Source organism: Solilutibacter silvestris (genome assembly GCF_050574925.1).
GTDB classification, from domain to species: domain Bacteria; phylum Pseudomonadota; class Gammaproteobacteria; order Xanthomonadales; family Xanthomonadaceae; genus Solilutibacter; species Solilutibacter silvestris_A.
This window is the reverse complement of sequence record NZ_JBCMOO010000002.1, coordinates 499016-523677: the sequence shown is the minus strand read 5'-3', so window position 1 is coordinate 523677 and position 24662 is coordinate 499016. Positions and strand designations below refer to the sequence as shown.

At 64.4% G+C, this 24662-nt stretch carries 13 protein-coding genes; 3 read left to right on the top strand and 10 right to left on the bottom strand.

Annotation, left to right across the window (positions count from 1 at the left end):
* Positions 1 to 3 precede the first annotated feature (3 nt).
* The 10 genes from uppS to rpsB all read right to left on the bottom strand — a co-directional run bounded on the left by uppS (position 4) and on the right by rpsB (position 10024).
* Positions 4 to 735 (bottom strand): polyprenyl diphosphate synthase, encoded by a 732-nt coding sequence (gene uppS / locus ABE093_RS03005; protein WP_430759361.1) that lies wholly within the window; start codon positions 733 to 735, stop codon positions 4 to 6.
* Positions 736 to 880: 145 nt separating this feature from the next.
* On the bottom strand, positions 881 to 1438 hold the full coding sequence (frr, locus tag ABE093_RS03000) for a ribosome recycling factor (protein ID WP_430759360.1): 558 nt from the start codon (positions 1436 to 1438) through the stop codon (positions 881 to 883).
* An 80-nt stretch (positions 1439 to 1518) separates the two neighbouring features.
* Complete coding sequence (locus ABE093_RS02995) at positions 1519 to 2442, bottom strand: cation diffusion facilitator family transporter (RefSeq protein WP_430759359.1); 924 nt, start codon at positions 2440 to 2442, stop codon at positions 1519 to 1521.
* 51 nt (positions 2443 to 2493) lie between these two features.
* On the bottom strand, positions 2494 to 3210 hold the full coding sequence (pyrH, locus tag ABE093_RS02990) for a UMP kinase (RefSeq protein WP_430759358.1): 717 nt from the start codon (positions 3208 to 3210) through the stop codon (positions 2494 to 2496).
* 76 nt (positions 3211 to 3286) lie between these two features.
* Positions 3287 to 4279 (bottom strand): Csu type fimbrial protein, encoded by a 993-nt coding sequence (locus ABE093_RS02985; protein ID WP_430759357.1) that lies wholly within the window; start codon positions 4277 to 4279, stop codon positions 3287 to 3289.
* Complete coding sequence (locus ABE093_RS02980) at positions 4276 to 6561, bottom strand: fimbria/pilus outer membrane usher protein (RefSeq protein ID WP_430759356.1); 2286 nt, start codon at positions 6559 to 6561, stop codon at positions 4276 to 4278. The genes ABE093_RS02985 and ABE093_RS02980 overlap by 4 nt, the downstream gene beginning before the upstream one ends.
* 46 nt (positions 6562 to 6607) lie before the next feature.
* Positions 6608 to 7327 carry a fimbrial biogenesis chaperone gene (locus ABE093_RS02975; protein WP_430759355.1) on the bottom strand — a complete coding sequence of 240 codons (720 nt, stop codon included), beginning with the start codon at positions 7325 to 7327 and terminating at the stop codon, positions 6608 to 6610.
* A gap of 9 nt (positions 7328 to 7336) precedes the next feature.
* Positions 7337 to 7828, bottom strand: coding sequence for a Csu type fimbrial protein (locus tag ABE093_RS02970; RefSeq protein ID WP_430759354.1), 492 nt, complete (start codon positions 7826 to 7828; stop codon positions 7337 to 7339).
* 347 nt (positions 7829 to 8175) lie between these two features.
* Positions 8176 to 9054, bottom strand: a complete 879-nt coding sequence (gene tsf, locus ABE093_RS02965) for a translation elongation factor Ts (protein ID WP_430759353.1) — start codon at positions 9052 to 9054, stop codon at positions 8176 to 8178.
* 103 nt (positions 9055 to 9157) lie between these two features.
* Positions 9158 to 10024 carry a 30S ribosomal protein S2 gene (gene rpsB, locus ABE093_RS02960; protein WP_430759352.1) on the bottom strand — a complete coding sequence of 289 codons (867 nt, stop codon included), beginning with the start codon at positions 10022 to 10024 and terminating at the stop codon, positions 9158 to 9160.
* 744 nt (positions 10025 to 10768) lie between these two features.
* Between rpsB and ABE093_RS02955 the strand changes: the two genes are divergently transcribed.
* From ABE093_RS02955 to ABE093_RS02945, 3 genes are all read left to right on the top strand, one after another.
* Positions 10769 to 14029: a hypothetical protein gene (locus tag ABE093_RS02955; protein ID WP_430759351.1), complete on the top strand. Its 3261-nt coding sequence runs from the start codon at positions 10769 to 10771 to the stop codon at positions 14027 to 14029.
* Positions 14030 to 14096: 67 nt separating this feature from the next.
* Complete coding sequence (locus tag ABE093_RS02950; protein ID WP_430759350.1) at positions 14097 to 15134, top strand: OmpA family protein; 1038 nt, start codon at positions 14097 to 14099, stop codon at positions 15132 to 15134.
* Positions 15135 to 15221: 87 nt separating this feature from the next.
* Positions 15222 to 24608, top strand: coding sequence for a prealbumin-like fold domain-containing protein (locus ABE093_RS02945; protein WP_430759349.1), 9387 nt, complete (start codon positions 15222 to 15224; stop codon positions 24606 to 24608).
* Positions 24609 to 24662 lie beyond the last annotated feature (54 nt).

Below are 24662 nucleotides of genomic sequence, written 5' to 3'. Positions count from 1 at the left end.
GCGTTATGCCTGTTGCCGGGACGCCTGCGCCCCGGTGAGTCCGAAGCGGCGCTGGCGCCGGGAGAAGTCGTCGAATGCGGCCTGCAGTGTCGCTGCATCCATGTCCGGCCACAACGTCGGGGTGAACCACAGTTCCGCGTAGGCCAGCTGCCACAGCAGGAAATTGCTGATCCGCAGGTCGCCACCGGTGCGGATGCAGAGATCGACGGCGGGGAGATCGGCCAGCGCCATGTGGGCAGCGAAGACCGTTTCGTCGATGGTGGCGGGATCGATGCGGCCATCGCGGGCGGCGGTCGCCAGTTGGCGGGCCGCGGCGGCGATGTCCTGGCGGCCACCATAGTTGGCGGCGATCACCAACGTCAGCCCGGTGTTGGCGGCGGTCAATGCCTCCGTCGCCTGCATGCGCTTCTGGATGTCGGGCGAGAATGCCTGCGCCTCACCGATGAAGCGGATGCGCACGCCGCGACGCGCCAACTCGTCCACCTCGCGATCGAGCACCGACAGGAACAGCCGCATCAGGCCGCTGACTTCTTCCTGCGGGCGTCCCCAGTTCTCGCTGGAGAACGCGAACAGCGTGAGCGCCTCGACGCCGTGCTCGATGCAGAACTCGATGGTGTCGCGCACGGCGCGTGCGCCAGCGCGATGGCCGACCAGGCGCGGGCGCCGGCGTTGTTCGGCCCAGCGCCCGTTGCCGTCCATGATGATGGCGACGTGCCTCGGGGTGCCAGCGTTCATGGCACCACTTTCCAAACCATCTCAGGGCCGTCGTGAGCGCAGGTCAGGCAAGGAAGAGGAACCCGAGCGCGAGGGAGCGTACTGAAGTACGTGACCGAGCGCGAGTGGTTCCGATGACGCTGCATGACCAAGCGCAACAGGCCCATCAAACCGACATCAATTCCTGTTCTTTCAGTTTCACGACCTCATCGACATCCTTGATCGCCTTGTCGGTCATCTTCTGGATCTCGTCGTCCTGGCGCGCGGCCTCGTCCTCGGTGATCTTCTTTTCCTTCAGCAGATCCTTGGCGTGCTGGTTGGCGTCGCGACGGATGTTGCGGATCGCCACCTTGGTGTCCTCGCCCTCGCCATGCACCGCCTTGGAGAGTTCCTTGCGGCGATCTTCGGTGAGGGCAGGGATGTTGATGCGGATCGTGGTGCCGGCGGTGGTCGGGGTCAGGCCGAGGTCGGAATTGATGATCGCCTTCTCGACCGCCGCGACCATGGGCTTTTCCCAGGGCGTGATGGTGAGCGAGCGCGCATCGGTGACGGCGACGCTGGCGACCTGCGCCAACGGCATGTCGGAACCGTAGTAGTTCACCTTGATGTGATCCACCAGCGCACTGGTGGCGCGACCGGTACGAATCTTGGTCAGGGTGTGGCGCAGGGCATCGATGCTCTTGAGCATGCGCGCCTGTGCGTCTTTCTTGATTTCGTTCAGCATCCCCGGCCTCCTACAAAAACGTGACCCGGGATTATAGGGGGGAACGCCGCCGCGCCGCCGGTCGGGCCACTCCCGGGCCCTCAGTGGTCGTGATGATCGTGATGCGCTGCGCGATCGTGGCAGCCGTGGCCGCATTCCCGGCCGTGCTCCACCTGCAGCGTGGCGTGGTTGATGCCGAAGCGATCGTCGAGCGCATGGTTGAGGTGGTCGATGAAGCCGTCGTGGTCGCTGTCATCCGGTGCGGGCGGGCGGGTGACGTGCGCGGTCAGCGCGATCTCGTTGCTGCCCAGCGACCACAGATGAAGGTGATGGACCGCGACGACGCCGGGCTGTTCGCGGATGAAGGTCGAGACTTCCTCGATGTCGATGTGGGCGGGGGCCGCGTCCATCGCCGCATCGAAGCTGTCGCGCAGCAGCTTGAAGCTGCCGACCAGCACCACCACCGACACCAGCAGCGCGGTCACCGGATCCAGCCAGCTCCATCCGAACAACATCATGCCGGCGCCGGCCAGTACCGCCGCCAGCGACACCGCGGCGTCGGCAACCAGGTGAAGGAAGGCGCCACGGCGATTGAGGTCGTTTTCGTGGCCGCCATGCACGAAGGCGGCAGCGGCGAGATTCACCACGATGCCGATCGCGGCAACCACCATCACCGGCACTGGCGGGATGGTCGGCGGCGCATTGAAGCGACGGATCGCCTCCCAGCCGAGTGCGCCGGAGAACACCACCAGCAGCAGTGAATTGGCCAGCGGCGACAGCAAGGTGGCGCGGCGCCAGCCGTACGTGTGGCGACCTTGCGGGGGGCGCTTGGCCAACAACGCGGCGCCCCAGGCCAGCCCGAGGCCGAGCACGTCGCCGAAGTTGTGGACCGCATCGGAGAGCAGTGCCAGCGAATTGGTGCTGAAGCCGTACCACGCTTCCACCGCCGTGTAGGCGAGGTTGATCAGCGTGACCCACGCGAACGCGCGGGTATTGGAATGGGAATGGTCGTGGTGTCCGCTCATCGCGGAAGTCTGGGCGATGCCGCGCGCGGATACTATTTCAGATGATTGGAATCACGCAGCGACGAGCGTGCCGATCGCTTCGCCGCTGAGGATGCGCAGCAGCGCGCCGGGTTCGTCGATGTCGAACACGCGCATCGGCAGCTTGCTGTCGCGGGCCAACGCGAAGGCGGCGGTATCCATCACCTGCAGGTTGCGGGCGATCACGTCGTCGTAGCTCAGGCGGTCGTAACGCACGGCATCAGCATGCTTCTTGGGGTCGCGATCGTAGATGCCATCGACCTTGGTCGCCTTCAGCAACAGGTCGGCCTCGATCTCGATCGCGCGCAATGCGGCGCCGGAATCGGTGGTGAAGAACGGGTTGCCGGTGCCGGCGGCGAAAATCGTGATGCGGCCCTTCTCGAGATGACGGACGGCGCGGCGGCGGATGTAGTCTTCGGCGACCGCGTTGATCTTGATCGCGCTCATCACCCGCGCCTTCAGTCCGACCTTTTCAAGCGCGTCCTGCATCGCCAGCGCGTTGATCACCGTTGCCAGCATGCCCATGTGGTCGCCGGTGACGCGATCCATGCCGCCTTCGGCCAGGCCCGCACCGCGGAAGATGTTGCCGCCGCCGATCACCAGCGCGACTTCGGCGCCGGCGTCGTGCGCTTCCTTGACCTCGTTGGCCAGGCGCACCAGCACCTTGGGATCGATGCCGTAATCCTCGTCCCCCATCAGCGCCTCACCCGACAGTTTCAGCAGGACACGGCGATGGACGAGGGCGGTCATGGGCGCTCCGGGGCAGGTCGGGGGATGCCGCGATTCTACCGGAATGGCCGAATCGCCGGTCGTTCCGTTTCCGGATTCAATAGCTGACGGTCACCGTGACGGTATCGCTGTAGTTGCCCGGAGTGGCGTTCTGCGGCGCGGGGACGCGCCCGTAGACGGTCACGCCCTGGTCGATGCCGGTGCCGGTGCCGGCGGTGGTATCGACGTTGACGGTATTGCCCCAACGTTGCGTGCGCGCACTGTCGCGATACAGCTCGTAGTTCACGTAGTTGCCGGATCCGTCCGTCATCCGCCGCGTGCTGCCGCTGGCGTTGATGCCGTTGTCGAGGCCCATCTTCCAGGCGGTGGCATTGGTGCAGTTGAGCGTGACCAGCGAAGTCTGGTCGACGTTCGCGGCAAGGATGCCCGGCACGCTGCCGAAAGCGAGGTCGGTCGCGGTGCGGATCAGGCAACGCGCGGCGACATTGGCCGAAACGGTGAAGGGGAAGGCGAGCGAGGTCGTCGAGCCGCCATTGCCGCCGCTCTTGCAGCTGGCGGGTTGCGATGTGCCGCCGCCGAAGCCGGTGGGTTCCGAACCTCTGAATTCGCCACTGGTCGCCGTCAGGGTCTGGGAATAGGTGCCGGTCGACAATCCGGTCTGCGCGGGGATCCTTGCGCTGATCGGCACCGTGATCTGGCCGCTGCCGCCGCTGCTGAACAGTCCGCCGACCTGGTAGCTCAAGGTGAAGATCTGCTGCGAGGGAGGACTCGCCGACGAGGCCTGCCAAACGGTTCCGGCCGACGTGTAGAGGTCATAGGACAGCGAATTGCTTCCGTTCTGCAGCGTGCGCGGCGTGTTGCCGATGTAGAGGCACAAGGTGACGTAAACGGTTCCGCCCAACAGCGAGCTCGCGTCCGAATTGCAGGTCACCGTCACGTTGGTGTTGGCCGATGCCTGCGCGCTGCCGTCGTAGCCGGCGACCACGATGTCGGGCGCGGATGCGCTGCAGGTCGTCGTTGCATGCGCATGCGGCGATGCCAGGTTGAGGCCGGCGAGGAAGAGCAACAGCAGGATGGCGCGCAGGTTCATTTCGCGTTCTCCGCGGCGCAGGTCACTGGCCCGATGCGTGGAATGTCGGCGCCATGCGCGGCGTAGTCGAAGCGCGCCGTGCAACGGCCGTTCGGCATGGCGATTTCCAGCACGTTGCTTGCGGACAGGTCTTCCAGATAGACCTCGCCATCGTAGCCGACGATGGTGTCGTCGCCATTGTCGGCCGCACCGGCGCGATGCACGTCGCTGCCCATCGGCAATACGCGGCCCGCGGCATCGTGGAGCACGACGATGGCCGCATGCACCTGTGCAAGTTCGAATGACACCTTCGCTGCGCCGCTGGCACCGGGCACCACGACCTTCTCGCGCACCGGCACGCGCACATTGGCTGGCAGTGCGGTCGGATCGATCGACACGAGGTTGCGCTGGAACGGGAACAATGGCGTCACGATGATCTGGCCGCTGCGGTTGGTGATGCCGTAAGGGCGGTTTTCGAGCTTGACCGGCACGTCGGGATAGCCGGTGTCGACCAGCGCGAAACCATCCGTGACCTGGCGAGATGCGAACACGCTGCGTCCCAGCCACACCACGCTTCCATTCGCCGCGAGGTGGTACTGGCGATTGCCATTGTCCTGCGCGACGCCAGCGGTCAACTGCACGGCTTCCGTCAGCCAGGTCGCCTCGGCCAATCCGCCATTGCCGCCGGCAGTGTCGTGGCGCGCTTGCAGGCGCCAACCGATGTCGCCGTTTACCCGTGCCATCTTCGCCATGTCGATTTGCGTGATGGTTCGCTCCTGCGAACGCTGGACCGAAGCGTGCCCCTGGCGTTGTCCGTCCAGCAGCACGGTGAGGCCCAGCGAGAAGCTGCGCTGGTCGTGGTGATCGAGATCGATGTTGCCGCCGGCGTTGACGAACCAACGGCGCCCCGCCGCGCGACTCCAGTACAGGCCGGCCAGGCGGCTGGCCGGTTGTCCCACGTATTGGAGATGCGCATAGGTAAGGTTGAAGTTGCCCAGCGTCGCCAATGAAAGGCCGACATTGGCGCTTTCGGACACGCGTGGCGGCAGGAAACCGGATTCGACCGCGGCAAGATCGCGGTAATCGCCGTGGCTGCGGATGCTGTCGAGCGCGAAGCTGAAGCGCCCGTTGGCCCATTGATAACCCCACGCCGATTGCGATCCGTGCAATGCGCCGGTGCTGCTGGCTGCCCAGGCAGCATGCACGACGCCGGCGCGACCAAGCAACCAGGAACCGCCGGCGCCGCCTTCGCGCAGGCCTCGGGTGGCCTCGAGATGGAATTCGCTGGTGAAGCTGCCATTCAAGCCGCGCCGCCAACTGGCGTCGAGCGCGGTATCCGATGCGTAGTGCGAGGAACGCGCGCCGTAGTCGAGGCGCACGCGCCCGAGCGTGACCGACCAGTCGTCGAGTCCCGGCGCCAGCAAACGCTGCGAGCCATAGAAGGGAATGTCGATGCTGCGACTGCGGCCGAATGCGTCGGTCACCACCAGTTGCGCGTTGCCGAGGCCTTCCATCGACGGCGCGCCATTGACGACGAAACGACCGGCCGGCGCTTCGCCTTCGTACTGCTTGATGCCGTTGACGTACAACTCGACGTTCGAGGGCACCGCGCTTTCGCCATTGAACACCGGGCCGGGCGACAGCACGCGATATGGCTGCAACGAACGGTAATTGGTACCGATGCGGATGCCGCCCATGCGGGTTTGCCGGCTCCAGTCCGGGCCATCGGTCAAGGTGTCGCCAATGACGACTTCCAGTGCACGATCCGGGAACGTCCAGCGCGCGCGGGTATCGAGTCGCACGCTGCGGCTGTGCCAGCCATCGCCGATCGAACTGGACTGCACGATGCCATCGGTTTCCAGGGTGGCGCGGCCGAGCCCGAACAGTTTCAGCGCTGGCGCGATCACCACGTTGCCGCCATTGCCGCTGTGGATGGCGTCGGCGTCGTAACTGAGAAGCACGCCGAGCGGCGTCGGCGATGCCGTATCGGCCTGGGCGCGCGCGTCGATGCGGGTGGTGGCGAGCACCATTTGCGCCAGTGGCGCGGTGATCGTCACGCGTTGGGCGGCGACGTCGTACGCGACCACGATGCCATCGTGCTCGACCGGCAACAGATCGTTGCCCGCGTTGGCATCGGATGTCCGCAAACCCAGCTCGCGCAAGGTCGACGGGCTTGCATAGAGATGACCGTCGCGGACCACGAAGCGATACAGCGCCGGCTTCTGCGTCTGGTTCAGCGATACCTCGAGATAGACCTCGTCGCCAGTCGCTCCCGGATCGGCGGCAGTGCCGTCGCCTGCCATCGCGATGACGGGAAACAGGCAACAGGCCAGTGCGACCGCAAGGAGGTCAGGGCGTCGTCGAAGTCGGCAACGGGCTGGCGGCGTTGTCATCGTTGATCACCGCCTCGAAGGCGCTGGTGCCCGGATCCTTGGCGGGTGGCAGCGTCCAGCGCATGGTCTGGCCAGGCAATACATACCCGAGCAGGCCGGGGAACAACGGGCTGCGCCGTCCCCCCGCACCCACTTCCGAAACCTGCGACAGCCGGGCATGCATGCGCCCGCTGTTGGACACCTCGAGTTCATTGCCGATGCGCCGTGCATGCAATGCATAGTCATTGCCTTGCGTGGCGCCTGACGGCAACAGGAAGACCGGCAGCGAATATTCAAGGGCGAATTGCAGACCGACCTTGACGCCTTCTTTTTTCGGCGGCGGCAATTCGCTGACGATCACCCGGTAACTGCCTTCCGTGGCTCCGGGTGACGTCAGCCGCACCACACGCACCAGCTGGCTGGCGCCCGGCGCGATCGACAGCATGGCCGGCGTGGCCACGATGTCGCGCGTCGGTTCCAGCACGTCCTTGCCATTCTGCTGGGTCCAATGGAATACCCGTACTTGCGCCCGCATCGGCTCGCTGCCGGTGTTGGACAGCCGCAGCACGTCGGCATTCTGATTGGCGGCCAGGGCGAGGCCGGTCGGCGCCACCTGCAACGACGACGCCCGTGCGGGTGTCGTCGCGAAGAGTGCGCAGGCCAGCAGGCAGGCAGAAAGGGCGCGTGCTGCAGTCATGGGTCTAGCTTAGTAGGAGACGGAGACCGTGACGACATCCGAATAGCTGTCCGGAGTGACGTTGAGCGCGCTCGTCAGCACCTGGCCATACGCGGTGAGCGTCTGGTTGGCGCCATTGCCGGTTCCACCGACCGTGCCGGCAGTGGTGCCCCAGTTGGTGCCGCCGCTGGAATTGTTGGCAATCGTGTAGGCCACGGTGTCGGTGGTGGTGGCGCCCTTCATGACGCGCGCGGTTTCGCTGGCGCCGTTGGTGCCCTTGTTGAGCGCGACGGTGTAGGCCGTGCCCTTGGTGCACTTCACGGTGATGGTCGAGTTGGCGTTGAGCGGGCCGGCTTCGGTGAAGTCGTGGGTGCCGAAGGCGATGTCGGTGGCGCCGACGGTGCAGGCCTTCTGCACGGTCAGGGTGACATTGAAGTTGGCGGTGGCCGGATTGGTGGCAGCCATGGCGGGAGCGGCGGCGACGGCGAGAACGGCGACGGCGAGGAGGGAGAGCTTCTTCATGGGGAACGATTCCTGGGGTATGGAAGAGTGAAACGGGATTTCCCCCATCCATGAGCAGGAGCCGTGCCAGCGGATGCCAGGTCGATTGCCCTGAAATCTAAACTGTGCGGTTCGACAATTATTCGACAATCATGAATGCCTAAACGCGATTTCCATCAAGGTTTGTCTGGCATTCGAACAATGCGAATACAGTCGGGAAATGAATCGGTGCTCAACACGGCATGAAAACAATTTCATGAAGTGACGCAGCGTCAGTTCCGTGGACATACGCTGCCGTACAGCGTCACACCGCAACAAAAAAAGCCCGCTGTTGCCAGCGGGCTTTCGATTTCACGCGAACGTGGAGATCAGACCTGCATCGCCTTGGCGACTTCGGCGGCGTAGTCTTCCTTCACCTTCTCGATGCCTTCGCCCACGGCCAGACGCTGGAAGCGCACCACGTCGGCGCCGGCGGCCTTGGCCGCGGCTTCGACGCTCAGGTCGGTGTTGAGCACGAAGGGCTGGCCGTACAGGGTGACTTCGTTGACGATCTTGGCGATCTTGCCGCCGATGATCTTCTCGAGGATGTCGGCCGGCTTGGCCTTGTCCTTCTCGGACATCTTGGCCAGCTCGATTTCCTTTTCCTTCTCGACGAAGTCGGCCGGCACGTCGGCGGCCTTGTTGTACGGCGGGTTCATCGCCGCAACGTGCATGGCGACGCCACGCGCGAAGTCGGCGTCGCCGCCCTTGACTTCGACCAGCACGCCGATCTTGCCGCCATGGACGTAGGCCGCGACGTTGTTGGCGCTGTCGATGGCGACGAGGCGACGGACCTGGATGTTCTCGCCGAGCTTGGCGATCGCGGCGGCGCGGGCTTCTTCCACCGTCTCACCGGAAGCGAGCTTGGCGGCCTTCAGCGCCTCGGCGTCAGCAGCGCCGGAGGCCAGGGCGGCCTGGGCGACGGCGTCGGTGAAGGCGATGAAGTTGGCGTCCTTGGCGACGAAGTCGGTTTCGGAGTTCACTTCGACCAGCACGGCCTTGCCGCCGGCCTGCGCCATGGCGATGCGGCCTTCGGCGGCCACGCGATCAGCCTTCTTGTCGGCCTTGGCGAGGCCCGACTTGCGCAGCCACTCGGCCGCGGCGTCGATGTCGCCGTTGTTTTCGGTCAGTGCCTTCTTGCACTCCATCATGCCGGCGCCGGTGCGCTCGCGCAGTTCCTTGACCAGGGAAGCGGTGATTTCAGCCATTGGTAAACCTCGGAAATGAGTGATTCAGTGGAGCAGCGGGGCTCCACTTGGTTTGATCGTGAAACGGAGCCGCGGATGTTCTCGCGGCTCGATTGCGGCGGGATTACACCGCGGCGTCGCGCTCGACGGCTTCGTTCTCGGCCACTTCGGCTTCGGCGCGGGCCATCACTTCGCCTTCGCCTTCGGCAGCCTTGGCGGCGTTGGCCTTGTTGCGGGCCGGGGCACGACCGCGGGCCGGCTTGCCTTCGGCGGCGAAGTCGTCCTCGCTCACGCTGGCGGCGTTCGGCGCGGCGGCCTTGCCTTCCAGCACGGCGTCGGCGGCGGCACGGGCGTACAGCTGCACGGCGCGGATGGCGTCGTCGTTGCCGGGGATGGCGTAGTCGACCAGGGCCGGATCGTAGTTGGTGTCGACGACGGCGACCACCGGGATGCCGAGGGTCTTGGCTTCCTTGATGGCGATGTCTTCATGGCCGATGTCGATCACGAACAGCGCGTCGGGCAGGCGGTTCATGTCCTTGATGCCGCCCAGCGAGGCTTCCAGCTTGTCGCGCTCGCGACGCAGGGTCATCACTTCGTGCTTGACCAGCTTCTGGAAGGTGCCGTCGGTTTCCGCGGCTTCCAGTTCCTTCAGGCGGCTGACCGACTTCTTCACGGTGGCGAAGTTGGTCAGGGTGCCGCCCAGCCAGCGCTGGGTCATGAACGGCTGGCCGCAACGCTCGGCTTCTTCCTTCACGGAATCACGGGCGCTGCGCTTGGTGCCGACGAAGAGCACGGTGCCGCGCTTCTGGGCGATCTTCGAGAGGAAGTTCATCGCGTCGTTGAACAACGGAACGGTCTTCTCGAGGTTGATGATGTGGATCTTGCCGCGGGCGCCGAAGATGTACGGGCCCATCTTGGGGTTCCAGTAGCGGGTCTGGTGGCCGAAATGGACGCCGGCTTCCAGCATCTGGCGCATGGTGATCTGGGGCATTGCGTGTACTCCTGATAGGGAATCCACCGCCGAAGGGAATGGATGGCGGTTCGCCTTCATGCCTGTTCAAGGCCAGGGGCGACGGATTCCGGGGTTGGGCCTCCCTGCGGCCTCCGCGACAGATCCCTTGGCTGGAAGCCTCGGGACACCCCGGCGCGGGTGTGTGCTGCAGGTGTGTATTCGTCGGTGACGCCCGACGTGGGCGGCCCCTGGAGGCCAGGGAACTCCCCATTCTAGGCCTCCCCGGCAATTTGCGCAATCCGTCGAGGTATTGCGAACGCAGAGTTCGTGGGGGCGCAACGATCAGGGGATGAGGTGGATGCACCATTTTCTATGTAGACATACGCACCCGTCTTGACGGGTCACGAAATCGCAACGGGTAGGGGAGGGTGAGGGGATGCATCCGGGGCATGCACGCATGTCCTGGCAACGCAGGGCGCCAAGCGCGCTTCCTGCACTTCGGGCGCGGCTGCGCCACTTGTTTCCCTTTATGTCCCACGGATTTGGGTCGTGTCGCCATTGGCTTGATTTCCCGGGGCTCTTGGCAACAACGAGAACAATTATTTGGATTGGAATTTGATGGTGCGAAACAACGCTTCTCGGAAACGTCTTCACAACAAGGTGCTGTGCTGTGCGGTTTGTAGTGCGTTGGGGCTGATGGTTCCGGGCCGGAATGCGTTCGCGCAGCAGCAGGCCCGGCCCCCGGTTCCGGGCCAATTTGCGCCGGCGCGCAGTTCGATCCTGATGGCGCCAGCGCAAACCGTGGGGCAGATTCAGCTCGAGACCGAGCGCGACAGCCTGCCGGCCGATGGACAAACGGTGGCCAATCTGAGCATCCGCGTGCTCGATGTCGCCGGCAACGTGTCGACCCAGGACACGGTGGTCACGGTAGAGGCCAGCAATGGTGTGCTGCAGTTGCCCGGCGCGCGCACCGACGAGGCCGGCCTCGGCAAATTGGATAGCGATCCGGTGACGCCGGGCGTCCAGCTGGTGGTGCACAACGGCGTGGCGACAGTGGGCCTGAAAGCGCCGATCGAGCCGACCACGGTGACGGTGCAGGTCAGCGCCGGACAGGCGCTGGCGAAGGGCAAGATCCAGTTCATTCCGGCCCTGCGCGACATGGTGGCAGTGGGGCTGGTGGACGGAATCGTGCGCTTCGACCGCAAGAATCCGCTGGCCTTGAGCCAGGCGCGTCCCAACGATGATTTCGAAGACCGCATCAACAGCTGGTCGCGGCAAAGCGGTGACGGCAAGCGCGACGCTGCGCTGCGCACTGCGTTCTTCCTGAAAGGCCGGGTCAAGGGCAATGCGTTGCTGACCATGGCATATGACAGCGACAAGCCCGACTCCAACCAACTGTTCCGCGATCTGGATCCGGAGCGTTGGTTCCCGGTCTATGGCGATGCGTCGATTGTCGGTTTCGAGGCGCGCAGCAACAGCCGCCTGTACTTGCGCCTGGACAAGGGCCGCAATTACCTGATGTATGGCGACATCGCGACTGGCGATGGCTTCAGCCAGCACTACGGCCAGGGCGATGTGGCGGATACGCGCACGCGCGATCTGGGCCAATACAACCGGGCGATGACCGGCATCCGCGGCCACCTGGAGAATGACCGGGGGGCGATGGACGTGTTTGCGTCCTACGACACCCTGCGCCAGATCGTCGAAGAGTTCCCGGGTCGTGGCCTGTCGGGTCCGTATACGGTCAGCAACAGCACCTATGCGGTGCTGGGCAGCGAGCGGGTGGAAGTGATCACGCGCGACCGCAATGCGCCCGCGCGGATCATCAACGTCGACACGATGGGCCGCTTCAACGACTACACCTTCGAGCCATTCAGCGGCCGGATCATCTTCACGCACCCGATTCCCTCGGTGGACGAGAACCTCAATCCGGTCTCGGTGCGCATCACCTACGAAGTGGAACAAGGCGGCCAGAAGTACTGGGTGTACGGCGCCAACGGCCAGTACCGGATCAACAAGTTCCTGGAAGTCGGCGGCAGTTTTGTCAGGGATCAAAACCCGCTCGCGCCATTCGAGCTGGCCAGCGCCAATGCGACCGTGAACTTCGACCGCAACACCTGGTTGCGGGGCGAAGTGGCGCGCACGCGCAGTGACGAAAGCGCACTGGGCGGCAATATCTACACCTTGGACCCGAATGCGAATGGCGTGCGGGTCAGTGGCGATGCGTGGCGCGCCGAGTTCGGCCACAACGGCGAGCGTTTTGATTTTCTCGCCTGGTACGGCGAGAGCGACCGCAACTTCAACAATCCCGCCGCCTCGTTCCTGGGTGGGCGCCGCGAGGGCGGCTTGAATGCCGCATGGTTGCTGGGCGGAGACAAGGGCAAGACGCATGCACGCTGGAGCCTGTATGCGCAGGGCAATTACATCGAGGATCGGCTCACCGATGCCGATCGCATGCAAGCGCAGGCCGGCGTGCGCTACCAGCCCAATGAGCGCTTCGTTCTTGAAGTGGGCGCAAATCACGTCAGCGAACACAGCGGCAATGGCAGCGCGAATGGCCTGGTGGTGCCGGGCAATTTGAATGCACCTTATGGCGTCGGCGTGGTGACGCCGGGCTTTGGCGGCGGATTCTTTGGTGGTTCGAGCAATGCGATCAACCCGGGAACCGGGCAGACGCTGTACAACACCGGTTCAAGCTGGAGCGGCGGTTACGGCAGTTGGGTCGGCAACGGCTTGGCCGGTGTGCCGGTGGCCTACACGGCGTTGCGCGTCGCCGCGCAGTACAAGCCGAACGCGCGGTTCGATCTCAGCGGTGAAGTTGAGCAGGACGTAGACCACAACGAACATCGCCGCGCCTCCCTGGGCGTTGGTTGGCGGGTGCACGATCAGACGCGCCTGTATGGCCGTTATGAATGGAACACCGGCCTGAGCACGGTGGCGACCTCGAACCAGGTGCGCGATCCGGCGACCGGGGCGAGCACCGCCAGCCCCTACAACAGCGACGCGCTGGTGTTCGGGATCGAAACGCAGTACATGCAGGGCGGCAGCGTTTTCAACGAATACCGGATGTACGACGCCTATGGCGCGCGTCAGGCGCAGATGGCCAGCGGTATCCGCAATCGCTGGAACCTGTCGCCGACCTTCAGCATGGAAACCGGCGTCGAGCACTTGCAGGTGCTCAATGGCAAGGCGCAAAAGTCCACGGCGGCGACATTCGCGTTTGATTGGCGCCCCAGCGAACTGTGGCTGGTCAACAGCCGCCTGGAATGGCGGCGCAGCGGGGCGATCAACGACAGCGGCGCAGTCGCGGGCGCACCGACGGCTTCGTGGTTGAACAGCGGTTATGACAGTTGGCTGTCGACGGTCACGGTGGCGCGCAAGCTCAATCGCGATTGGACCGCGATGTTCCGCAACTACTATCTGCTCAACGATTACCAAGGCGATCGCAAGAGCAGCTACGAGAACCGCACGCAGTTCGGTTTCGCCTACCGCGATACCGACACCAACCGGCTGAACGTGCTCGGCAAGTACGAGTACTGGACCCGCCGTGACTACAGCATGGATGACTGGCTGCAGGACAGCACCGGCGAGGCCGCGCTGACGCCGGCCAGCAACGGCTATGACAAGCACATCGTCAGCGTGCTGGCCGATTGGCACCCGAATCGCGTGTGGTGGGTGACGGGTCGTTTGGCGGGCAAGCAGCAGACCGATTATTTCGCCCAGTCGCGCGACAAGTTCCGCGCCTATCTGCTCGGCGCGCGCGTGACCTACGGCCTGAGCGAGCGCTGGGACGTGAGCGGCGCGACATACCAGATGTGGAGCCCGGGTGGTTCGCGGCAATACGCGATCGGCGCCGAGGTCGGCTACATGATCACGTCCAATCTGTGGCTGTCCGCCGGCTACAACGTCCGCGGATTTCGCGACGACGAATTGAGCGGCGGCGAGTACACCAATCAGGGCGTGTTCTTGCGTCTGCGTTTCAAGTTCGACGAGAACCTGTTCAAGGGCAACTCCCGTGACGTCAACCGGAGCTTGCCGCGATGAACTCCCGTGTTTTCCGGTCCTTTACCCGTAATCCTTTTTTACGCCAAGTCTTGCTGCCATGAATCCTATGAAGTCCGAAATCAATGCACGCGGTCCGTCGCTGGTGCTTTCGCTGTCCTTGCTGGGAATATGCGGCGCCATCCATGCACAGGAAGCGTCCGCGCCGCAGTTGCAGCCGGCGCCGGCGCGCATCAGCCAGGCGGCGATTCATGCCGATCATCAGACCTATCAACAGACGCAAGAGCGGATCAAGGCCTTGAACGACAAGGGCATCCGGGTCGACAACTACTATCTGTCGAAGGCGCAGTGCTGGCTGGACACGAGTTTTCACGAATATACGCGCAATGACCGCGGCGGCTATCCGCAGGCGGCGTTGAACGAGTCGGTGAAGTTGATCTCGGCGCTGGAAGCGGGCACCGACCCGGGTTGGGAAACGCCGTTGGTGAATGGCGCGGAGAAATTGCGTCCGGACCTGTGGGCGAAATACGACTCGCTGCATCAGGTGAAGGGCTGGCAATGCGCGGCGCAGGCAACGGCTTGCGCCGAAGTCGAACTGGTGCACGCCGGCAACGAGATCCACGATGGCGGTTGGCGGCATGCCAATCCATACATCCAGATCGCCGAGGACCTGACCGCGAAGGCGGAGAAACGGGCGACCGAGTGCAGCCAGCCGGAGCCACAACCGGAACCAGCGCCGACGCTGGAGCAGTTTGATCTGGCGGCGGATGCATTGTTCAAATTCGACCGCAGCGACTTGGCGCACATGTTGCCCGAGGGCAAGGCCAAGCTGGATGAGTTGATCAAGCGGGTGAACAGTGTGTATGCCCGGGTGGACCGTATCCGTCTGGTTGGCCACACCGATCGTTTGGGCAGCGATGCGTACAACCAACCGCTGTCGGAACGTCGAGCGTGGACGGTCAAACAGTATCTGCAGGATCACGGCCTGGATGCGCCAATCCAGACGACGGGCGTGGGCGAAAGCCAGCCGACTGGCGAGACCGGGCAGTGCAAGGGAGAACGCGCCACGCCGGCATTGACGCAGTGCCTGCAGCCGGATCGTCGCGTCAGCGTCGAGATCGTCGGCGTCAAGCGCACCGGGCAGTAACGGGCATCACGCAAATCTTGATTGGATCGCCGGCAGCTGCTGGCGACACATGCTGAAACCATTATGAAGATGCGGCAAACAAGCGATATGGATCGATCCTCAGAACTGAAAGGCAAGCGCAAGGACGGCGTTGCCCGCGTGCAAATGCAGAACGCGTCGAGCGACCTGCTTTCCGCCGGGCGGAAATGGATGACGGCCTTCATGGCGGCAATGCTGTTGCTGGCATCGCCGGCGGTGTTTGCCGCGATCACCTCCGCCAATGTTTCCTATGTCGTGACCGGCAATGGCGGATGCGATCTGGATACCAGCTCTTCCGACAACAAGGTCTGCACGAACGCCAACATCACCTACAAGTTCGAACGCAGCAACGACAGCGCGGCCGATGCACCGATGACCTATGTCAGCACCCTGCCCACGGCAGGTGGCCAGCCGGTTGCCGATTGGCGCCAGCTGCCGCCGGAATGCACCGGCGCCGGCAGCGGCATCAGCCCTGATGGACAGACGCTGACCTGCGTCATCACGACGCCGCCCGCGCCGGGCACCAACTTCACCTTTGCCCAGGCGACCGTGCGCGGCACGACGCCCAATGGCGCGGTGATTCCAACGCCGACGACCACGTTCAGCTCGGCGGTCACGCCGTCGATCGCCGCAAACAACGTGAGCGGGCCGGTGACCGTGCTGGCGCAACCGCGCTACGACGCGGTGAAAGAAGGCGCTCGCACCATTCCCTACAAGGGCCCTGCCGGAGAAGATGGGTATCTGCTCGTTTACGCGGTTTCGGTCCAGGTGCCCAATGGCGCGCAGGGAGCCGAGGCGTTGGCCGGACCCTTGACGATTTCCGATCCGGCGCCGCGACCGGATGCGCGACTGGTGACCTGGGGCACGGCAGCAGGTCGTTCCTGCCAGGGGAACAACGATCCGGCGGAATACGGGATTGGAGTAGGCGACGAGGCCCGCATCTGGAATGCGCCCAATTCTTTCCAGCACAAGACGGATGCCACTGCGGGTGCAGATGAGGTGACGGACCCCGGCACGTGCTCGGCAACGCAGCCGGGAGGTGCGGGAGGCACTGCGACGCTGACGATCAGCGGGGCCAATCTGACGACCAGTCGCTATCCGACGATCGATATTGGTGTCGGGCCGATCCCGGCAGGCACGAATTACGTGTTGTCCTATGCAGTGGCGTTCTGGATTCCGGCGGCAGGCATCCCGCAAGGGACCACGTCGATCCCCAACACGATCACGATGTCCGGCACCAGCGTATCCGGCCAGCCCAATACGGATCCGAACATTCCCAACAACACTGGCTGGGTACAGATCAGCCAGCAGGTCAGCGCGGGCTATTTCCGCAAGACCTACAACACCGACGCGACGGGCGTCGATCTGCAAGCGGGCACCGGGTATGTGACGCCCGGGCAACAGGTCGACGGACATGTGTTGTACGCCAATGGCGACAGCGTTCCCCATGTCGCGACGGTGTGCGAAAAGATCGACACGTTGCGTTTCAGCGCGACTTCTTTCAGTGGCAACCCCGCCGGCGGCGTACTGGAATACGGCGTGGGTGGCCTTGGTGGCGTAGGCAGCACCTGGGCATCCGAGGACGACATGCGCGCGGGCACCTGCGCGGACGATCAGTCCACCGGCGGCGTGTGGTACAGCAGTCTCGCCGCGGTTCCGGGCGGCGCCGCGGCGGTCACCAAGGTCCGTTATCGCGATGCGCCGGTCGCGCCGAATTCCGGCGTCACAATCAATTTCGTCATGCAGGCGCTGGGCACCTACTCCGCCAGCGGGTGGGGCGGTGCGAGCGCCGGCGCAACGATTCCGACGGGTCAGCCGATCGACAACTGGGCGGCCTACACGATCGCCGGCGCAGATGGCACGACATTCGGCACCACGACCCAGGATACCTCCGGCAAATGGTGGGCGATTGCGCCTGCAGGCGCCGATCCGGTCGCTTCGCCGTTCGGGGATCGCGCGACATTGGCGCGGGTGCTGCTGACCATGAGCAAGAGGACGGTCACGCCCAGCAACAACGCAACGCAGGTCGTCGCGGGCAGCACGATCGAATATCAATTGATTCCCATCGCGACGCTGCCGGCAAGCGGATTGTCGATGCCGCCGACCACGGTGACGGTGACCGACATCCTGCCGCCGGGCACGACTTTTGTCGCCGGATCTTCCGTTGCCCCCGGCAGCACCGGTGCGCCAACCGTGCAGAACAATGTCCCGGCGACGGGGTACACCACGTTGACCTGGACGTTCAACAACGTCACGCCGGCACCGGCGCCCGGCATCACGCTGGGGCCGATCAATTTCAAGGCGGTGGTTGATCCATTCGTGCCCAACAGCAACACGCTGGTCAACGTCGCCTCGGCGACGAGTCCGGCCATGCCTTTCGCTCCCGGGAGTTGTTCCGACCCTGCGGGGGGCGGCATCTACGATGGCGAGCTGCAGCCGGGCTATGCGATTTCCGGCAGCGGCAACGTCACGGGCACGACGTGCCGCAATGCGGATCGTCGCGGCCTGACCGTGTCGACGCCAGGCGGCTTGCAGATCGGCAAGACCAGTTCCACGCCGCAGGTCGTTCCGGGCGGACAAATCAAGTTCCAGCTCACCTGGGGTGCGATCGGCGCGCAAGTCAATTCGTCCGACTTGATCGACATTTTTCCCTATAACGGCGATGCCCGTACCCCGGCCAGCAATTTCAACGGAACGTTGGGCCTGGCATCGGCGCCCGTGATTTCCAACGACGGCTCGCCTGCGACGACGATCTATTACACGTCGAAAACGCCGGGCACCATCAATCGGGATCCGAATGATCCCAGCAATGCGCTGCCTGGCGGCGGCACGACCTGGTGCACCCAAGCGCAGTTCGGCGGACCCGGATGCCCGGCGACGCTGTCTGCGGCGACGGCCATCCGCTTCGTCAGCACCGGCAATCAGCCGGACGGGACGATCCGCTCGGTGGAGTTGGTCTTCAATCCCGTGGGCAACAAGAGCGGAAACGTCTACACCAACGACACCGCCATCCGCGGAGTCGTCAACAGCACGCCGACGGTCGCCCTGACCACGTCTTCCGACGCCACGGCGACAGTGATCGTGCCGCCGGTGACCGTCAAGAAAGTGTTGACGGCGGAATCAGGCGCGATCGCGGGCAAGGCCGAAGCGGGTGAGCAACTGACCTACACCCTGACGGCAACCAACGGCGGTACGGTTCCGGTGACGAACCATGCGTTCTACGAAGTCATCCCGGCCAATACCACGTTGGTCAGCATTGGCGGGACCGGCGTGACGAGCAACTGCGCGACCAACGATGCGGGCGCCAAGTTGTGCACGATCACGGTCGCTGGTCCGATCGCGGCCAGCGGTGGTACGGCCACGGCAACCGTCATCGTCAAGGTCAACAATCCGATTCCTGCCGGCGTCACGCAGATCTTGAATCTGGTGACCGACAATACGACCACGCCGCCAAGTGGTTGCGATCCGGCGACACAGGCGTGCGCCACGCCGCCGCAATGCGATCCGGCGACCGATCCGAACCACTGCGTGGTGACGCCGGTGGCGCCGCCACCGCCGCCATTCGCAAGTTGCCCGGCCAACGCTTTCGTCACCCGCGACAGCAATCCGACCAGCTTGTTCGCATTCGATCTGGCGACGGGCAACCAAAGCCTGATTGGTCCGATCAACAACACCGCGGCCGGCAATGCCGCCGGCTTCCGCTCGCAGGACGGATACATTTACGTGTTCGACAACTCTCCCATCCCGGGCACCACGGCCAATCGCCGTCTGGTCCGCGTCGGGCAGGGCGGTGTTGCAGACTTTCCTTTCGCGACCGCGCCGACAGGATGGCCGACCGCCGCGGGTGGAGTGCCCCTGGATGCCTATGTCGCGGACTTCTCTCCCGCCGGGCAGTATGTTGCGCTGCTGAACAACGCGCTGTATTTCGTCGATGTCACGACCAATGCGGTGGTGAACACCGTGCCGTTGTCGGGGGGCGAAGCGGCGCCGGATCTCACGGACATGGCTTTCCATCCGACCGACGGCAATATCTACACGGTCAATGCGGCAACGGGCCATGTATTGCGGATCAATCCGAGCACGGGCGCAGTCACAACGCTGCTTGGGGTGACGTTGCCCAAGCGTACCGATGCTCCCGTTGGTGGCTACGGTTCGATCTTCTTCGACAGCAACGGCACGATGTATCCGTACAAGTCGGGCGGACAGGTCTTCCGCGTATTCCATGTGGACGGAAGCGGGACGCTGGCCTATGACCTTTTGAGTTCCGCGCCGCAAACGGCGAACCTGGACGGCGGGGCCTGCGCGAGCCTGCCTCCGATGGGTCCGCCATCGATCGTGGTCAGCAAGAAGACGCTCGGTTCCGCGGGCGGTCCATTCCAGTTCACGCTGACGGGCACCACCGAAACGACCGGTACGATTTCCACCGCTGCCGCGAATACCGCAGTCGATGTCGACGGGAATTCGACGATCGCCGGAGTCCAGCCGTTCAAGGCGGTCGCCATTGGCCAGCCGGTCACGATTCAAGAAAGCAGCATGCCCGCCAACTGGAGCCTGGACAATGCGACCTGCACCAGCAATGGCGTGGCGGTCGGTAGTCTGGCGAATGGCGTGTATACCATCCCGGGCGCGAACGTCCAGGCTGGCGGTTTGATCGAGTGCACGTTTACCAATGGTCAAAGTGCCGTCACGGTCAAGAAAGCCCTGACGGCGGAGTCGGGTACGGTCGCAGGCAAGGCCGAAGCGGGCGAGCAGCTGACCTATACCTTGACGCTGACCAACAGCGGTACTGGTGCAGCCACCAACCACGCGTTCTATGAAGAGTTGCCGGCCAATACCACGCTGGTGAGCATTGGCGGCACCGGTGTGACGAGCAACTGCGCCGCGGGCGATGCCGGGGCAAAGCTCTGCACGATCACGGTGGCCGGCCCGATTGCAGGCAATGGCGGAACGGCGACGGCGACGGTGATCGTCAAGGTCGCGAATCCGATTCCTGCAGGCGTCACGCAAGTGGCAAACCTCGTGACCGACAATACGAATACACCGCCGACCGGTTGCGATCCGGCGACGCAAGTGTGTACCAACCCACCGCCGTGCGATCCGGTGACGGATCCGAACCACTGCGTGGTGACGCCGGTGATCACACCGAACGTCACGGTCAAGAAAGTCCTGACTGCCGAGTCCGGTACGGTCGCAGGCAAGGCTGAACCAGGTGAGCAGCTGACCTACACCTTGACGCTGACCAATAGCGGCGCAGGGGTGGCGACGAACCATGCCTTCTATGAGGAACTGCCAGCCAACACCACGTTGGTCAGCATTGGCGGCACGGGTGTGACGAGCAACTGCGCGGCCAATGACGTGGGCGCCAGGCTGTGCACGATCACGGTGGCCGGTCCGATCGCGGGCAATGGCGGAACGGCGACGGCGACGGTGATCGTCAAGGTCGCGAATCCGATTCCTGCAGGCGTGACGCAGGTGGCGAACCTGATCACCGACAACACCAATACGCCGCCGCCGGGTTGCGACCCGACGACGCAAGTGTGTACCAATCCACCGCCATGCGATCCGCTGACGGATCCGAACCACTGCGTGGTGACGCCGGTGGTGCCTGCGAACGTGACGGTCAAGAAGGTGCTGTCGGCGGAGTCGGGCACGGTGCCCGGCAAGGCCGAGGCGGGCGAGCAGTTGACCTACACCTTGACGGCGACCAACAGCGGAAGCGCTTCGGCCACCAATCATGCGTTCTATGAAGAGTTGCCGCTCAACACGACGCTGGTGGGCATTACGGGCAGTGGTGTGACAAGCAACTGCGTGGCGGGTGATATGGGTGCCAAGCTGTGCACGATCACGATGGCTGGTCCGATCGCGGGCAATGGTGGAACGGCCACAGCGACGGTGATCGTCAAGGTCGTCAATCCGATCCCCGCGGGCGTCACGCAGGTGGCGAACCTGATCACGGACAACACCAATACGCCGCCCCCGGGCTGCGATCCGGCGACGCAAGTGTGTACCAACCCGCCGCCGTGCGATCCGGCGACGGATCCGAGCCATTGCGTGGTGACACCGGTCGCCACACCGAACGTCACGGTCAAGAAGGTGCTGAGTGCCGAGTCCGGCACGGTGCCGGGCAAGGCCGAGGCAGGCGAGCAGCTGACCTACACCTTGACGCTGACCAACAGCGGCGCAGGTGTAGCGACGAACCACGCCTTCTACGAGGAGTTGCCGGCCAACACCACGTTGGTGAGCATTGGCGGTACCGGCGTGACGAGCAACTGTGCTGCAGGCGACGCCGGGGCCAAGCTGTGCACGATCACGGTGGCCGGTCCGATTGCAGGCAATGGCGGAACGGCCACGGCGACGGTGATCGTCAAGGTCGTCAATCCGATCCCGGTTGGCGTGACCAGCATCTACAACCTGGTCACCAACAACACGACCACGCCACCCGGTGGTTGCGATCCTGCAACCCAGGTGTGCACCAATCCGCAATGCGATCCAGCGACGGATCCGGATCACTGCGTGGTCACGCCGGTGGCCGAGCCGAGCATCACGGTCAAGAAGGTGCTGAGTGCCGAGTCCGGTTCGGTGCCTGGCAAGGCCGAAGCGGGTGAGCAGCTGACCTACACCTTGACGCTGACCAACAGCGGCAGCGGTGCGGCGACCAATCATGCCTTCTACGAGGAGTTGCCGGCCAACACCACCTTGGTGAGCATTGGCGGTACCGGCGTGACGAGCAACTGTGCTGCTGGCGATGCCGGGGCCAAGCTCTGCACGATCACCGTGGCCGGTCCGATTGCAGGCAATGGCGGAACGGCGACGGCGACGGTGATCGTCAAGGTCGTGAATCCGATCCCGGCTGGTGTCGCCAACATCTACAACCTGATCACCAACAACACGACAACGCCGCCGGGTGGTTGCGATCCCACAACGAAAGTGTGTACACCGCCGCCGCCGGTTTGCGATCCGGTGACCAAGGTGTGCGTGCCGCCGCCGGTGTGCGATCCAACCACGGATCCGGATCACTGCGTGGCCACACCCGTGGCCGCACCGAACGTGATGGTCAAGAAGGTGCTGTCGGCGGAATCGGGCACGGTGCCCGGCAAGGCCGAGGCGGGTGAGCAACTGACCTACACCTTGACGCTGACCAACAGCGGTAGCGGCGCAGCCATCAACCACGCGTTCTACGAGGAACTGCCGGCCAACACCACGCTGGTGAGCATTGGCGGCACCGGCGTGACGAGCAACTGTGCTGCTGGCGATGCAGGGGCCAAGCTCTGCACGATCACCGTGGCAGGTCCGATTGTCGGCAGCGGTGGCACGACCACGGCGACCGTGATCGTCAAGGTCGTCAATCCAATCCCGGTTGGCGTCGCCAACATCTACAACCTGGTCACCGACAACACGACCACGCCGCCGGGCGGTTGCGATCCTGCAACCCTGGCATGCACGCCGCCACCACCGGTCTGCGATCCGGTGACGAAGGTGTGCGTGCCGCCACCGGCCTGCGATCCGGCCAAGGACCCCAATCACTGCGTGGTCACTCCAGTTGCTGAGCCGAACGTCACGGTCAAGAAAGTCCTGACTGCCGAGTCCGGCACGGTTGCCGGCAAGGCCGAAGCGGGCGAGCAGCTGACCTATACCTTGACGCTGACCAACAGCGGTTCTGGTGCAGCGACCAATCATGCGTTCTACGAGGAGTTGCCGGCCAACACCACGTTGGTGAGCATTGGCGGCACCGGTGTGACGAGCAACTGCGCTGCTGGCGATGCCGGTAGCAAGCTCTGCACGATCACGGTGGCCGGTCCGATTGCCGGGAGTGGCGGTACGGCAGCGGCGACGGTGACCGTCAAGGTCGTCAATCCGATTCCGGTTGGCGTCGCCAACATCTACAACCTGGTCACCAACAACACGACCACGCCGCCGTCGGGCTGCGACCCGGCAACGCAGGCATGCACGCCGCCACCGCCGGTCTGCGATCCGGTAACCAAGGTGTGCGTGCCGCCGCCGGTGTGCGATGCAAGCGCGGATCCGGATCACTGCGTGGTCACGCCGGTGGCCGTGCCGAACATCAAGGTCAAAAAGACCCTGACTGGCGAAAGTGGTCGTGTTCCCGGCAAGGCCGAGTCGGGCGAAACCCTGACGTACACCATCACATTGACCAACAGCGGCAGTGCTGCAGCAAGCAATCACGCCTTCTTTGAGGTGCTGCCGGTGAATACCGCGCTGATCGGTATCGGTGGTACCGGCGTGAGCAGCAACTGCGTGGCCGGTGATGCGGGAGCGAAGCTGTGCACGATCACGGTGGCCGGTCCGATTGCGGGCAATGGCGGGACGGCGACGGCCACGGTCGTGGTTCGGGTGGTGGATCCGATCCCTTATGGGGTGACCAACATCACCAACATCGTGACCGACAACACCAAGCTGCCGCCGACGGGTTGCGACCCGGCGACGCGGTCGTGCCCGAGTCCGCCGCTCTGTGATGCCGCGACGGATCCGGATCACTGCGTGGTGACGCCGGTCGTACCGCCGGAACCGGGCAAGTTGATTCTGGAAAAGCGCGGCTCAACGCAGTCTGCGGAAGTGGGCGACCTGGTGTACTACACGATCAGCATCAAGAATGCCGGCAGCAGTACGGTGTTGACGCCGACGATCGTGGATCGCCTGCCCGCCGGCTTCAGCATGATTGCCGGTTCCACGCAGGTTCGCGGTGCCACCCTGGTGCGCGTTGAAGGCGAACCGGGCCCGGTGATCCGGACCACGCTGGACCGGATCGCGCCCGGAGCCCAGGTCCAGATTGCCTATCGCGTCCGGGTCGGCGTGGGTGCGATGCAGGGTGACGGTATCAACCATGCCGTCGCGCAGTGCCCGGGGAACGGCGCGGCCAAGTCGGAGGATTGCTCGAACGAAGGCCAATGGAAGGTCGAAGTGACGGGTGGCGTGTTCTCGGATGAGGGCTGCGTGGTCGGTCAGATCTTCGTCGACTGCAACGTCAACTCGATCAAGGACAAGGAAGAGCTGGGCATTCCCGGGGTGCGGCTGTATTTCGAGAACGGCACCTACCTGGTCAGTGATTCGGAGGGCAAGTACAGCTACTGCGGCGTGCGTCCGACGACGCATATCCTGAAGGTGGATACGACGACCTTGCCGACACGCAGCCGTCTGGTGACCAGCAGCAACCGCAATGCGGGGGATGCCGGCAGCCTGTTCGTGGACATGAAAAATGGCGAGATGCAGCGGGCGGACTTCATCGAAGGCTCGTGCAGCAACGAGGTGATCGAGCAGGTCAAGGCGCGCAAGGCGCAAGGCGAGATCAGTTCGGTGCAGACCGAAGCAGGGCAGCCGGCCTTGAAGCTGAAGGACAAGCCGGTGCCGCAGGGCAACCCGCGGCAGCAGGGCACCGACTCGGCGAATCAGCCGCTGGAAATGCCGCGCACCACGGTGCCGGAGGCCAGCAAGCCCTGACCACGCCAGGGACCCGGGGGATTGCGGCGCAGGGCCCGCAATCCCCCCCCGGTC